This window comes from Nonlabens sp. SY33080, assembly GCF_011784885.1.
Taxonomy (GTDB): Bacteria; Bacteroidota; Bacteroidia; order Flavobacteriales; family Flavobacteriaceae; genus Nonlabens; species Nonlabens tegetincola.
Genome location: NZ_CP050461.1, coordinates 608,967 through 623,579 on the forward strand (window position 1 = coordinate 608,967; position 14,613 = coordinate 623,579).

The window sequence follows — 14,613 nt, forward strand, 5'->3', positions numbered from 1 at the left end:
ATATCAAATTATTTATAATTCGTCGCTAGGTTTCTCCTGACCTTGACTCATTAAGAAGGCCTTTAGAAAAGCGTCAATATCACCATTAAGTACAGCATCGGTATTTCCTGTTTCTTCATTAGTTCGTACATCCTTTACCAGTTTATAAGGATGTAAAACATAATTACGTATTTGAGAACCCCATTCAATTTTCATTTTACCAGCTTCAATTTCATCTCTGGCAGCATTACGTTTTTGTAATTCAATTTCAAAAAGCTGTGATTTCAGCATTTGCATGGCTTTTTCCCGATTTTCTAACTGTGAACGAGTTTCAGAATTGTGAATAACAATTCCAGTAGGATGGTGAGTTAGAATGGCCTTGGTTTCTACCTTGTTTACATTTTGACCACCAGCACCGCTACTACGTGCAAAATCCCAAGAAATATCAGCAGGATTAATATCTATTTCGATAGAGTCATCTGCTAGTGGATAAACATAGACTGATACAAATGAGGTATGTCGTTTTGCATTACTATCAAAAGGAGATATGCGTACTAATCTATGAACACCATTTTCTCCTTTTAACCATCCAAAGCTATAATCACCATCAATTTCAAGAGTAACTGTTTTTACACCAGCAACATCACCAGCTTGAAAATTTAATTCCTTAACCTTGAAACCATGTTTTTCTGCCCACATCATGTACATGCGCATGAGCATCTCTGCCCAATCACAAGATTCTGTTCCACCAGCACCAGCAGTTATTTGAAGTACTGCACTCATGTCATCACCTTCATTGGATAACATATTTTTAAACTCAAGATTTTCAACTAATGAGGTTGCTTCATCAAACTTTTGTTGAACATCTTGTTCGGTTGCATCGTCCTCCTTAAAAAATTCATACAATACGTTTAAATCTTCTACTAGTGTAACCGCTCGTTGATAATCTGTGGTCCATTGTTTTTTATTACGTAACTGTTTCATAATAACTTCAGCCTCTTTCGGATTGTTCCAAAAGTCAGGAGAAAAGGTTTTCTCTTCGAGATTTGTGATCTCGATTTGCTTTGCTTCAATTTGTAAGTAGGATTTTAGATCTTTTACTCGATTCTCAAGATCTTTAATCTGTTCTGTAGTTACCATAAAAATTTATTGGACTCGCAAAAATAAAATTTTAAATATTAAGGATACTATTATCCACAATATATAAATGATAGTGTTTTTAGTATTCGCTTTCGCGAAAGCGTAATCCCACTTAGTATCTTTACATTTTTAATGTAATAAATAGAACATGATAGATTTACGTAGTGATACCGTTACCAAACCTACAAAAGGAATGCTTGAAGCTATGATGAATGCCGATGTAGGTGATGACGTTTATAAAGAAGACCCTACGGCAATAAAATTAGAAAACCGCATTGCCGAAATGTTCGGTATGGACGAGGCATTGTATTTTCCTACTGGTAGTATGGCAAACCAAGCTGCAATCAAATTACACACGCAACCTGGCGAGCAGCTTATATGCGATAAGTATGCCCATGTTTATCATTATGAAGGTGGTGGCGTTTCCTTTAATAGTGGTGTGAGTTGTAAGTTATTGGATGGTGATAGAGGAAAGATCACCGCTTCACAAGTAGAAGCCGCAATTAATCCTCCTGATTTTTATCATAGTCCTCTTACGACCTTAGTAACTCTTGAAAATACAACTAATAAAGGCGGTGGTGCTTGCTATGATTTAAATACCATTAAAGAAATTAAAGAAGTTTGCAATAAGCATGGGTTAGGTCTTCATCTTGATGGGGCTAGATTGTGGAATGCCCTAGTTGCTACTGGTCAAGACCCTAAAGAATATGGCGAATTATTTGATACTATATCTGTTTGTTTAAGTAAAGGATTGGGCGCACCTATGGGCACGGTACTTTGTGGTAAATCTTCATTGATGAAAAATGCAATGCGAGTGCGCAAGGTGTTAGGCGGTGGTATGAGACAAATAGGTTATATGTGTGCTGCTGGATTATATGCTGTTGAAAATCATATCGATCGATTAAAAGAAGATCATCATAAAGCGCAAGAGCTTAAAGAAGTCTTACAAAAAATGTCATTTGTTAAAAAAGTTGAGCCTGTAGAAACTAATATCATCATTTTTGAAGTAAAAGATCAAAATGAATTTATGACATTTTGTAATGCAAAAAAAATGATAATTAGTAACATGGTTGAAGGTAAAATGAGAATTGTTACTCATTATGACTACGATTCTTTACAACATCGTGAAGTAATTAACAATTTGATTGAATTTAATTCAATTAGTTAATCTTAAATATTGTGTATTTCACCGATAATTTTTGTCTTTTAACTAATGTAAAGTTTTTTTATTCTTAAATTTATGTTATAATAACCTGTAAATGGGACTTTTGTATCTCATTATTTAATTATCAAATTTCAATCAAAATGAAAAAATTATTACTATCAGTAGTAGCAATGGCGGCCGTAACAGCAGTTACCGCTCAGGATCTTCCTACAAATCCAGAGCCAGGTAAGTGTTATGTACGTTGTACTACACCAGATGTTTACGAAAACGAAGAAGTTAGTATCCAGTCGACTCCTGCTTATAAGAAGTTAAGAGTGGTTCCTGCTACTTATGAAACTGTTACAGAACGTGTTCTTGTAAAAGAAGCTTCAAAAAAATTACGTGTGATACCTGCAACTTATAAAACTGAGACTAGATCTTATGTTAAGAAGCAAGCAGGTTCTACCATCTCAATTGTTCCAGCTAGTTTTGGAAAGTCAACAGAGACTATCGAGATCAAACCTGCATATGCGCAGTGGGAAATGAGTTCAGTACCACCAGCAGAATGTACATCTTCTAATCCAGATGATTGTCGTTACTGGTGTTATAAAGGTTACCCAGCAGAATACCAAACTGTATCTGTAACTACTCTTACAAACGACGCTTCTTTTAATAGAACAGCTGTGCCAGAGCAAATGGGAACTTACACTGTACGTGTGGTTGATCAACCAGCTAGAGTAGAGGAAATTGAAATTCCTGCAGAATATGCAAATATCACGAAGACAATCCTTAAGTCTGATGCTTCTACAACTGAAGAAACAGTACCATCTACTTCTAAAACAATTACAAGAGAAGTATTAAAGCAAAAAGGTGGTCTTACTGTATGGAGTGAGGTTGACTGTAAGCTTGTAGAGTATAACGGTCTTCAAATCAACTGGAGATTAGGAAGTGCTACATTAACTGATGCTGATAAAGCTGAAATCGATGCTAAATTACTTTCTACTCTTAACAATACTCCAGGATCAAAAGTAGAGATCGCTTCTCACACTGACTCTAGAGGTTCTAAAACTTCTAACCAGGCTTTATCTGAAAGACGTGCACAAGCAGTTGCTAATTACCTTATCTCAAAAGGTATCAACGCTTCTCGTATTGTAGCAAATGGATATGGTGAGTCAAGATTAAAGAATAGATGTGCAGATGGTGTATCTTGTACTGAGCGTGAGCACAGAGCAAACCGTCGTACTGAATTCCGTTTAATCAATAACTAAGATTAAACTTTAATACATTAGAAAGCCTGACTTTTTAGTCAGGCTTTTTTTATTTTAATAAAAACTTTAAAGGGATTTCCATTCTTCTTTTCCAATTTACAGAATCCTCAATGAAGTTTTTATATTCAATCGAAAGGAGATTATCATCAGAATATCCTTTTTGCTTAAACTCCTTAAGGACTTTATTATTATTGCTTTTGTAATGGCTATCGGTCTTTAATGAATTGTGATCAAAATAGAACTTACTTGATGATGGGCTAGGAATATATTTTGGTAACGTTTCAACAAACGCGTCTCCTAAAATCGGAACATTCCAATAGGGTTCAAAGCAAGCAGCATTGCCAAAAATATCAGGATGCTTAATTGCTGCATACAAACTGAGTAAAGCGCCCATTTCATTTCCCATGATGACAGAGTCCTCTTTATTCGATGAAACTTGAAAATTCTTGATAATAAAAGGTCTTAACTCGTTTACTAAAAAATCTAAATATTCATCACTGTATAATTCATTATATCCTGTTTGTTTTTTTAATTCTGCTTTCGCGAAAGCGGAATTTAGAAGAGACTTAGGTTGCTCAGGCATATATTCATTAAATCTCTTGTCGCCAGAACTCCAAATTGCCACAACGATAGTTGGGGAGATGGAATTAGTAGCTTGTAGAGATCTAATTTGATTTCTAAAGTTTAGGGATTTATTAAATGATATAGTATCATTTTGAAATAGGTGTTCACCATCTTGGATATACAACACTTTATACAAAGTTTCTTTTTTAGGATACTGAGCTGGAAGTAATATTTCAATTCTCCTATCAGAAACGAATTTGGAATTAAATTTAGGAATGGTTACTAGTGTATCGCTGCTTGTGCTAATATTCTCATAATGAGGTGTGAGTTGCTTAATTTCATAGGTATTTGAAGGTGAAGGATTATTAACGCAACTTATAAGAAGTACAAGAAGGGAACTACTAATAATGGCCGTGCTCCTGAATTGCATATTGAAGTAATTCACCTTTACCATGGAGATCTAATTTTTGCATCATATTTTTACGATGTTTAATGATCGTACTTACAGCAGTACCTCTGAAGTCGGCAATTTCTTGGTTGGTTTTACCTTGCGCTACTAGCTTAAGAATTTCCTTTTCACTACGAGATAACAACTGTTTTCGTGAGGAGAATAACTTCAAATCCTTGATATTGAATTTAAGTTCGTTATCATAGTAATTTTTACCATCTGCTATTGTAAAAATTGCTTTTTTTAACTCGGTAAGTGGACTGCTTTTAAGCATGTAGCCGTCAACTCCAGCGTCAATCATATCTCTAACTGCACCTTCATTTTCAAACATACTTAGGGCGAGAACTTTTGTTCTTGGGTATTCTTTTTTAATTCGTTGACACAGTTCAACACCATTCATTTCTGGCATGCTTATGTCTGTTAGAATTACTTCAGGCCTCATACGCTCAAGTTTTAAAAGCATTTCCTTGCCATTAGGAACTGTGAACATTACCTTGATGTCGTTATCTTGTTCTAAAAATAATTTGAGACCATCGCTTAGGGAAACATGATCTTCTGCAATTGCAATATGAATCATTATTTAAGGGGTATTTCTATCATTATAGTACTACCTTTTCCTGGTGCACTGTCAACTTCAAACGAACCATTCATGTTCTCAATTTTACGAGCTATGCTGTGTAGACCTATTCCATCTGTTTTATAATTAGGGTCGTAATTAAACCCTATACCATCGTCTTCAATGATAAGATCTAATTTATCTTGATAGCTTGTTATATTTATTGAGGCATTATTAGCCTGTGCGTGCTTAATAATATTATTTAGTAATTCTTGAATAATTCTAAACAAGTTCAATTCTTTAGAATTAGATATAGGAGTAGATAGTTCATTACTTACTACTTCGACATTGGTTTGCCCTGCTTGATTAATTTTGTCGCAAAGGTCTTCTAATGTATCTACCAGTCCAGATTCACCTAAAACACGACTATTTTGGGTATGGGAAATGGTTCTTACCTTAGAGTAGGTTTCACCTATAATATTCAAGGCATTGGTAAGTAAGGTTTGCGCGCTTTCTTCTTTGACGTTAGATTGAACCGATTCAATATACATTTTTACTGTGGTAAGTGAGCTCCCTAAATCATCGTGTAAATCTGATGCTATTTTTTTGCGCTCTTGTTCTTGACCGGCAATCATGGCGTCAATACTCGCAAGTTCTTGATCTTTACGTAATTTTTCCGCCTTCTCTTTTTCAGCAAGTTCTCTTGCTTCTAATACCTTCTTTTGTTTATAAGCATAAAGTATAAAAAATCCAGCTCCTGCTATTATGATTCCTAAAACTATAGAAAGTACATAAAGACTATTTTCAGCTTTTAATTTACCTGCTTTTAGTAAAGCATTTTCCTTTTCCTTTTCTGCTGTTGCGTATTTTGTCTGTAAATCTGCAATAGTACCTGCTTGACTTTCTTCTCCAACAGAGTCTTTTAAAATTAAATAACTTTGATAGTATTCAGCAGCTTCTTTGTATTTTTTATTAGCATATAAAATTTCAGCTTTGTTTCTTTTAATAAGAGCGTCCATTCCTACATTTTTGTAGTTTTTTAAATAAAGTTCAGAAATATTGATGGACTTAAGTGCTTCAGCGTTTCTTTCAAGTTCAAGTTGAACTTTTGCCATATTATTATACCGTTCCAGCATTGCGAATGAATCCTTAGCTTTCTCGTAGTATTCTATATTCTTTTTAAAGTAAAAAAGGGTTGAGTCAAAATCATTATTGTAATAATGAATAGTGCCTATAATATTTTCAATATTAATTTTCTCTCTTTCTAATTTCGCTTTTACCGCTATATTTTTCATTTGATAACTTAATTGAAGAGCATCAATAAAGTCTTCTTTTACAATGCTTTTATAGCATTGATTGTAAATACAATCTATAATTAATTTAGGTTGATTTAACTCGTAGGCAATCTTACAGTTTTCTTCGTCAAGAGCTTCAGCACTAGTACTAAATTCTGAAACCGTATTGGCAACTTTTTGAAGGTAATGATTTACAGTATAGATATTTCTTAAGGAAACATTTTCCTTATATTCTTTTGCTTTTAATAACGCTTTATAAGATTCAACGAATTTATCCTCTTGAAAAAACACCATTCCTTTGATTAAAAGAAATTTTACCTTGGAAGAATCATTTAATTTCTCAAAGTCTCTTAACTTCAATTGTTGCTCAACGTTTACAGCTTTTCCTTGATCTATATAGCTTATTATACTATCTAATGGGATTTCTTGTGAATAAGTCCAAAACGAGATTGTAAGGAATAAAATTGGAGTAATAAAATTGCGCATTTGATGGATAGTTGTATTACAAATATACAAGTTATTAAACAGCTAGTTATTTAAGTAATATCATCAAGAAGATAGATTTACAAGTCTTATTTAAGACCGTATTTTATTAATAGGAGTAACACAAAAAATCCTATAAACCCTATCAATACCCAAAATACACCACGATAATTTTTTTTGTGTAGTTTTTTATCCTTTCGGTACATAATACTTATTATAATCACAAATGCAATAAAGAAAAGAATTGCAAAAATTAATTGTCCGGTAGAGAACATAGGATCTTTTTGTAATAGTATTGGGTACATCTGAAGTATTTTTTCAAATTTACAATCCTAAAAACTAATAAATGAAAAAACAATTAGAAAGCGTATATAAATTTCACGATTCATTTGGACTAGCAATCAAAAATTCACCAATCGCCGATATTTCTAGTAGGAGAATTAAACTAAGGTATGAACTCATGAAAGAAGAAAATGAAGAGTACCTTGAAGCGGCTCAAAATAATGACGTAGTTGAAGTAGCAGATGCACTAGGAGATATGTTGTACATACTTTGTGGAACTATAATAGAACACGGCATGCAAGATATAATCACTAATGTCTTTGATGAAATTCAAAGTTCTAATATGTCAAAACTGGGTGCTGATGGAAAACCTATTTATAGAGAAGATGGTAAAGTATTAAAAGGACCTAATTATTTCAAACCAAATATTAAACAGTTTTTAAAGTAGAATAAAAAAAGCGCCTTATAAATAATAAGGCGCTTTTACAATTTATTAATTAATAATATTATCTCTTAAGAGCAAAGTGTCCTCTAAAACTTCTTCCGTCACTTAATTCTACCATATACCAATAGTCACTAGAAGGCATAGGGTTACCATTATAAGTTCCATCCCATCCAGCACCTGTAGGACTTATTTGTTTTAATAACTTACCATATCTATCAAAGATATAAATGTTTGCATCTGGCACAGTTTCAATAGCAGTTACTTGCCATGTATCGTGATATCCGTCAGAGTTAGGAGTGAAATAAGGTGGTCCACCTATAATAACTGCATCTTGAGAAACCGTTCCACACCCATTTTTATCTTTTACATAAACGGTATAAAATCCTGGAACTAGATTATTAAATCGTGGTGAATCTTGATATACAAAGTTATCCAAACTAAATTCATAATCTCCTGGACCAGTAACTATCGCTTCAAGTGTATTCGTATTTACTTCAAATTGGTTGACAGCAATTCTTTCTATAGTTGCTATATCAGATTCAATTACTCTAATGGTTGCTGTGGTATCACAACCATTGCTATTTGTTACCGTTACTGTATAGTCATCTTGTGAATTTACTGTTATTGTTTGTGTGGTTTCACCAGTTGACCATAAATAACTTGAATAACCAGGACCTGCATCTAGAACTTCATCAATTCCTGCACAAATGGTTATTGGACCTTGATTATTGATATCTGGTCTTTCAAATACTTCAATTTCAAAGAAGGAAACATCGTAACAATCAGGGTTATTTCTGTTTTGAATTCTAGCATAAATTGTTTGAGCTCTTGATGTATTGGTATATGGCACGGGAAGAGCATTACTATTTGAATCCGCATCAGCCTGATTTAAGTGATAAGTTATTTCAAAATCAGAAGCTGATTGACCGTTTAATACTGCACCATCTTGTTGCGAGAAATCAAAATCTTCAAAACCATCATTAGAAGGATCATCACAACCCACTATATCAGGAGCAAAACCAGCAGTTGGTTGTTCGCTTACTGTCAATGTAAAGCTCGTGAAATCCGCACAAACTGGATTAGCTACAGCTTCAATCCTAACGTATACTGTTTCTGGATTAGTACCATTATTATAAATCACAGGCAAAGCATTACTGTTATTATCCGCATCATTTTGTGTAGGATGGTAAGTAATGGTAAAATCTGATGGGTTTTGGTTACCTAAGACTTGACTATCTGCCATTGATAAATCAAAAGATTCTGTATCATCATTTGTAGGATCATCACATAGAACCATATCATTCACCGCATTTGCAGTTGGAGTAGGGGCAATGACAAAATTAAAACTGGTTGTAGTATAACAACTATTGTTATTTACATTATCAATTCTAACAAATATTCTAGGAGTAGAAGCACTTACAGAATAAGGACTTGAAAGTGGACTAGCGTCATTATCAGCGTCTGCTTGAGAAGCGTGATAGGAAACTACAAAGTTTGATGCTGATTGACCATTTAATATGGTAGAATCAAATTGACTAAGATCAACATCTTCAACACCATCATTGGAAGGGTCATCACATACTATTATATCAGCTTGAACACCTGCTTGCGGAGTTGTGTCCACAAATAAATTGATACTTATTGTATCATAACAGCTTGTGTTAGAATTAGTCTGTATTCTTCCTATTATAGTTGATGTTCCAGAGGTATACATGGTAGGTAATGCTGTTGCACCGCCAACAGTTCCTAGATCAGCATCTGATTGATTAGCGAAATACTCAATGGTGAAATCTGCGGCGTTTTGAGTATCTAAAATTTGAGGATTTAGAGTACTTAAATCAAAAGTTTCCTGACCATCGTTTGAAACATCGTCACACAATCTATAATCTGCTACCGAATTTGCAATAGCTTGTTCATTTAAAATAATAGTAATAGGTGCTGTAGCAGCACAACTTTCGTTATTTAAATTATCAACACGAACGACCAGATTTGTTGTTCCTAAACTTACTTGATATGGACTTGTCAACGGGTTTGAATCATTATCTGCATCAGTTTGATTGGCATGATAAGTAACTACAAAATTGGTAGAAGTTTGACCGTTCAATACATCATTATCAAATTGTACACTTAAATCCACATTTTCAACTCCGTCATTACTAGTATCATCACACAAGTCTAAAGTAGCAGGAGTATTGGCTAGAGGAAGTTCATCAACAATTAAATCAAAAGTAGTAGTGTCAAAACAGTTTATATTGTTAATATTTTCAATTCTAACATACATGGTTTGCCCTGCACTACTATAATTTAAGGAAACAGGCGTTGCTCCACCAGCTGAACCTAAATCTGCATCGGCCTGTGAAACAAAAAATTCAACATTGAAATCTGCAGCGGTTTGTGATCCTAATACTTCCGAAATTTTTGTGTTTAAGTCAAATACTTCTGAACCATTATTGGAAATGTCATCACACAGTCTGAATTCTGTTACTGTATTAGCAACTGCTTGAGTATCTAAGAATAAGTTTATAGATGTTGTATCGTAACAGTCAGTGAAATTGGTGTTTTCGATTCTAACATATATAGTAGTATTTCCTGTTAAAGCAAATGGACTTGTTTGAGGAGAACTATTTGTATCGGCATCAGATTGATTTAAGTGATAGGTAATAGCGCTATCTGAAGCATTTTGAGTACCTAAAACTGTTGCATCGAAATCGGTTAAAAGAATATCTTCGGTACCGTCATTACCATTATCACAAAATCTTTGATCAGGTACAGGATTAGCTACTTTCGAATCGTATACATTTAATGTAATATCAATAGTATCAACACCTTGACAAGCAGTTCCAGGATCAGTAACAGCTCTTACATAAACAACTTCTGAGGTTGGTGTAGCATTTACATAGCTATTAAAATTGGTTATTGCATTAGTACCATTATTAGCATCATTTGATGTTGGGTGGTACGTTACTTGAGCACCACCAGCACTTCCACCTGGAAATACCTGAGAATCGGAAGTTGTAAGATCAAATGTCTCAAAACCATCATTATCTGCATCACACAAATTTAATACAGCTGGTGACAAAGTAATACCACCTGCCTGTGATACTATAACGTCAAAAGTATCGGTAACAAAACAGTCAATCGACGCAGGCGGATTTGTATTATTAGAAATTCTTGCGTAAACGGTAGTTGTACCTAATGGAAACAGGTATGGACTATTAATAGATCCTACATTATTGTCGGCATTATTTTGAGTTAGAAAGTATGAGATAGTAAAATCGGTGGTACTTTGAGAACCATAAATAAAAGGATCTATAACGGTTACGAGGTCTAATGGTTCGTCACCACTACCATCAGAATCACACAATCGTTGTGTTGGAACTGGGTTTATGATTGGATTTTCATAAACATATATAACCTGAGTAGCTGTAGCAGAGTAGAAGCCGCTAGTTACCGTTAAAGAAACAGTGTAAACTCCAGGTCCAGCATATAAATGTGTTGGGTTTAATTGAGTACTTGTATTTCCATCTCCAAAATCCCAAAGAACGGTTGCTGTTGCACAAAGTCCACTAGCAGAACTATTAAATTGTATTAAACTACCATCACAATAGTCCGTTTGATTTCCATTATTACCGCCTCCAGAGCCATTATTAGCATCTTGTGCTAGGAATGAAGGTTCAAAAAATGAAGTGATAAATGGTGGTAATCCTTCTCTAGATTGCATAGGCGTAGCCAAAGCCACACCATCGTCAACATAGCCTGCAGCTCCACCTAGTAAATTAGGACTTCTTATTACACCTAACCATGGTTGACAAGTACGTGCATGATAGATCATACCGTCAATACCTAATTGTAAAGCTCCACGACCAGAATTATTAGTTGCATTTGTAGGAATTACATTAGGTCTACTATTCCACATGGCACCACCATTAATTTCATACTGTAGAATTTCTCTGGTGTTCCCAGTTCCACATCCATTACCAGTATCTTGGGTATTTCCATTTAAGTATACTAGTTGAGAATTTGGAGAAAACTCAGTACCATAATATCTTGAAGTGGTTCCGGTAGTGTTAGTAAGAGGTATAGGATTGGAGACAACACCAGTAGCGTTATCAAAGTCAGCTAGATAAGCCGTTCCAGCGTTTCCTATAGAGGTATTTGATACTTTTGATGCATCAGGTGATAATCTAATGTAACCACGAGCATCACTCATTGCAGTTGTTGGTAATGGTGAATCAACACCTTGGGCAGCAAGTATAATTCCACCACCTGCAGGATAAGCACTATAAGTCCCATTTCCATCAAAGGTAAGAATCCAATAAAAAGTTTGAGAATCGTTGTAAGCTGCTGTAACTTTTTCCTGAGTACTTGCTTGTATTAATAAATCCCTTCTTCCTGCCACTACATCTCCTAATCCACTATTAAGGGACATATCTACGATACTATATCGCAATCCTGCACCAGAACTAATAGTAATTACAAAATACCTGACTGTCGACCCTAAATCGGGAATGATAATGGCAGACTGAGCACTAGACGAATTACCGGATAATCCGGTTCCATTAGGCATAGCATTACCATTTCTATCCCAAACCGTTGTTCCGTCTGAATACATTAATAAGTTACCACATTCATCTGATATGGTACTACAACCTTCAAATGTATTCAAGGAACCAGTTGGACCAGGAAGAGGTGCTCCACTATTAAAATCTAAACTTGCGTTTTGTCCGAAGAACCACCACGATGCCTCTCCTTGAGAATACATCGACAGAGGTGTCAATAAAATTAGAAAGAGTAAGAGTTTTTTCATTTTCGTCATTGATTAATCTACGCAAAGTAAGATTTTTTTATGACTTCCATGATATTATGTTAAGATCACCTTAAAATATATGATAAGTATTTGTTAATTAAATGTTTATGCTTTCGCGAAAGCGGAATAAAAAACGTTATGCATGTATAATAAATAGAGCTGGACGTTTATGAATATCTGGAATATTTTGCTTCCATTTTTTTACTGAAAAGGTTCTAATATATTCAGTTGGTAGAGTGATATCGCAGGCTATGCACAAACGCGTTTCTGGATGTAATGCGGTTAATAATTCTTCAATTAACTTATTATTGCGATAAGGCGTTTCAATTAAGGCTTGAGATTGATTTTCTCGTAAACTTAATGACTCTAATTGTTTAATTCTTTTTCGACGATCATGCTTATCAATAGGGAGGTAGCCATTAAACGCAAAACTTTGTCCATTCATACCACTAGACATCATTGCCATAAGGATGGAACTAGGTCCTACTAGAGGTTGAACTCTTATTCCTTGTTCATGTGCCATTGCTACAACCTGTGAACCTGGATCTGCAACACCAGGAACACCAGCCTCGCTCATAAGACCTACATGTGTACCTTCATGACATGGTTTAAGAAAAGTAGGTAATTCACTAGGTTCGGTAAATTTATTAAGTGTTGAAAGTTGCAGGCTAGGTTGTGATTTTCCTGGGTGAATGCTTTTTATAAAGCGTCTAGCACTTTTTTCATTTTCTACGATATAATGATCAACTACCTCAATTACCTTTTTTACAGATATAGGTAATACCTCGAGAGGATTAATTTCACCTAGTGTTACAGGGATGAGAAACAACCTACCTTTTTCCATCATACTAATTTGTATTTATATATGTTTTTTCTTGTCTTGATATATTGATGTACCATGTTAAGAAAAATTCCTTTATCATCATTTAAAGGAATTAAAAGCTTGTTTAAAATTTCACTATTGGTTACCTGATATTTAAGATCGATATAGGCATAACCTTGAACCTTATTGTTGGAAATTTTAAGTACTGCGTGTTCTGTTGTTGTGCGACCTCTTAATTTAAGAATATAGGATCCATTCATGAAGTTAAATTCTTCTAATAATTCATCTATACTCTTACCGTTTTTTAAGTGTTCAATATCTGCCAATTGTTGTAACAATTCGTTATTGACTATATAATCATCGGGAGATTGACAAGAGTTACTAAATAACCACTTAAGAAAATTAATAGCCTTTTTATCGCTTCTAAAAAATATTAAACCATCTCTAGAAGGAAGAGCTATTTTATTAATTTGAATACGATTGTCTTTATAATTAAGTACAGATTTTAAATGTATAGCTTTTCGCTTACGAACAAATTTCGGTCTTTGAGCCTTAATTTCTATGTATTCTTTTATTTCTGCAATTAAAAGGCTTCCTGTTTGTTCATAGGATACTCTATGAATTTTCCTAGTTAAGTTTTCTGCCCACTTAGCTTGTGCGGTTACAACTTGTCTAAGTTTTTTCTTCATATTTCTGCTTTTGGAAATATAAAGAGATTGATTTTTTTCATTAAAAAGATAAAGGACACCTGTAGTCGCAGGTACTGAGTCCAAAAATTCTTGAAGGCCTTTTTTTACACTCTTTTGTGCTAATTGTTTTTGAAAGCTGTTTATAATTTTTTTTCCTGTATCTTTTTCAAGAAGAATCTTAAACAACTTTACTGTTGCTGCCGCATCACCTGTAGCTCGATGTCTCGAAGGAATTGGAATGCCCAATGATTTACAAAGTTTTCCTAGGTTGTAACTTTCTTCATCAGGAAGTAATTCTTGAGCTACTTGAACCGTGCAAATGCTTTCTCTTTGATAATCATAACCTAGGCTAGAGAACTCCTGGACTAACATGCGGTAATCAAACTCAGCATTGTGAGCAACTATGACACAACCTTCGGTAATTTCAATAATTCTTTTTGCAACCTCAAAAAATTTCGGAGCTTTGATTAACATCTTATTGTTTATACCTGTAAGTTGAACTACAAACGGTTGAATGGGTTTTTCCGGATTTACCAGGCTAGCAAATTGATCCACTATTTCATGTCCATCAAATTTATATATAGCGATTTCGGTGATTCCTTCATCACCATAATTACCACCGGTAGTTTCTATATCTAGTATTGCGTACAATTAATTATTTTATTTGGTGAAACTACATAAAAAATGCCG

The 14,613-nt window shown here is 34.3% G+C and carries 11 protein-coding genes; 3 read left to right on the forward strand and 8 right to left on the reverse strand.

Features of this window, described 5'->3' with window-relative positions; all coding sequences use genetic code 11:
- Positions 1 to 12: 12 nt before the first annotated feature.
- Entirely contained in the window at positions 13 to 1,119 is a 1,107-nt protein-coding gene (gene prfB, locus HCN53_RS02760; RefSeq protein ID WP_167341944.1) for a peptide chain release factor 2, read from the reverse strand.
- 148 nt (positions 1,120 to 1,267) lie between these two features.
- On the opposite strand from prfB, the gene HCN53_RS02765 reads away from it, so the two are divergent.
- Both HCN53_RS02765 and HCN53_RS02770 read left to right on the forward strand, forming a co-directional pair.
- Positions 1,268 to 2,287, forward strand: a complete 1,020-nt coding sequence (locus HCN53_RS02765; RefSeq protein WP_167341945.1) for a threonine aldolase family protein — start codon at positions 1,268 to 1,270, stop codon at positions 2,285 to 2,287.
- Between the two features lie 137 nt (positions 2,288 to 2,424).
- A complete protein-coding gene (locus HCN53_RS02770) occupies positions 2,425 to 3,531 on the forward strand; it encodes an OmpA family protein (RefSeq protein ID WP_042278724.1) in 1,107 nt (368 codons plus the stop codon).
- Positions 3,532 to 3,580: 49 nt separating this feature from the next.
- Here the strand turns inward: HCN53_RS02770 and HCN53_RS02775 are convergent, their stop codons facing one another.
- The 4 genes from HCN53_RS02775 to HCN53_RS02790 all read right to left on the reverse strand — a co-directional run bounded on the left by HCN53_RS02775 (position 3,581) and on the right by HCN53_RS02790 (position 7,152).
- Positions 3,581 to 4,525 (reverse strand): alpha/beta hydrolase, encoded by a 945-nt coding sequence (locus HCN53_RS02775; RefSeq protein ID WP_167341946.1) that lies wholly within the window; start codon positions 4,523 to 4,525, stop codon positions 3,581 to 3,583.
- Positions 4,497 to 5,120, reverse strand: coding sequence for a response regulator transcription factor (locus HCN53_RS02780; RefSeq protein ID WP_042278726.1), 624 nt, complete (start codon positions 5,118 to 5,120; stop codon positions 4,497 to 4,499). The genes HCN53_RS02775 and HCN53_RS02780 overlap by 29 nt, the downstream gene beginning before the upstream one ends.
- Positions 5,120 to 6,880: an ATP-binding protein gene (locus tag HCN53_RS02785; protein WP_167341947.1), complete on the reverse strand. Its 1,761-nt coding sequence runs from the start codon at positions 6,878 to 6,880 to the stop codon at positions 5,120 to 5,122. The genes HCN53_RS02780 and HCN53_RS02785 overlap by 1 nt, the downstream gene beginning before the upstream one ends.
- Before the next feature lie 86 nt (positions 6,881 to 6,966).
- Positions 6,967 to 7,152, reverse strand: coding sequence for a hypothetical protein (locus HCN53_RS02790; RefSeq protein ID WP_105018959.1), 186 nt, complete (start codon positions 7,150 to 7,152; stop codon positions 6,967 to 6,969).
- A gap of 71 nt (positions 7,153 to 7,223) precedes the next feature.
- On the opposite strand from HCN53_RS02790, the gene HCN53_RS02795 reads away from it, so the two are divergent.
- On the forward strand, positions 7,224 to 7,607 hold the full coding sequence (locus HCN53_RS02795) for a nucleoside triphosphate pyrophosphohydrolase family protein (RefSeq protein ID WP_167341948.1): 384 nt from the start codon (positions 7,224 to 7,226) through the stop codon (positions 7,605 to 7,607).
- Positions 7,608 to 7,665: 58 nt separating this feature from the next.
- Here HCN53_RS02795 and HCN53_RS13145 read toward each other — a convergent pair whose 3' ends face one another.
- From HCN53_RS13145 to HCN53_RS02810, 3 genes are all read right to left on the reverse strand, one after another.
- Positions 7,666 to 12,411, reverse strand: coding sequence for a T9SS type B sorting domain-containing protein (locus HCN53_RS13145; RefSeq protein ID WP_167341949.1), 4,746 nt, complete (start codon positions 12,409 to 12,411; stop codon positions 7,666 to 7,668).
- Between the two features lie 136 nt (positions 12,412 to 12,547).
- Positions 12,548 to 13,258 carry an SAM-dependent methyltransferase gene (locus tag HCN53_RS02805; protein WP_167341950.1) on the reverse strand — a complete coding sequence of 237 codons (711 nt, stop codon included), beginning with the start codon at positions 13,256 to 13,258 and terminating at the stop codon, positions 12,548 to 12,550.
- Entirely contained in the window at positions 13,255 to 14,574 is a 1,320-nt protein-coding gene (locus tag HCN53_RS02810; RefSeq protein WP_167341951.1) for an exonuclease domain-containing protein, read from the reverse strand. The genes HCN53_RS02805 and HCN53_RS02810 overlap by 4 nt, the downstream gene beginning before the upstream one ends.
- Positions 14,575 to 14,613: the final 39 nt, after the last annotated feature.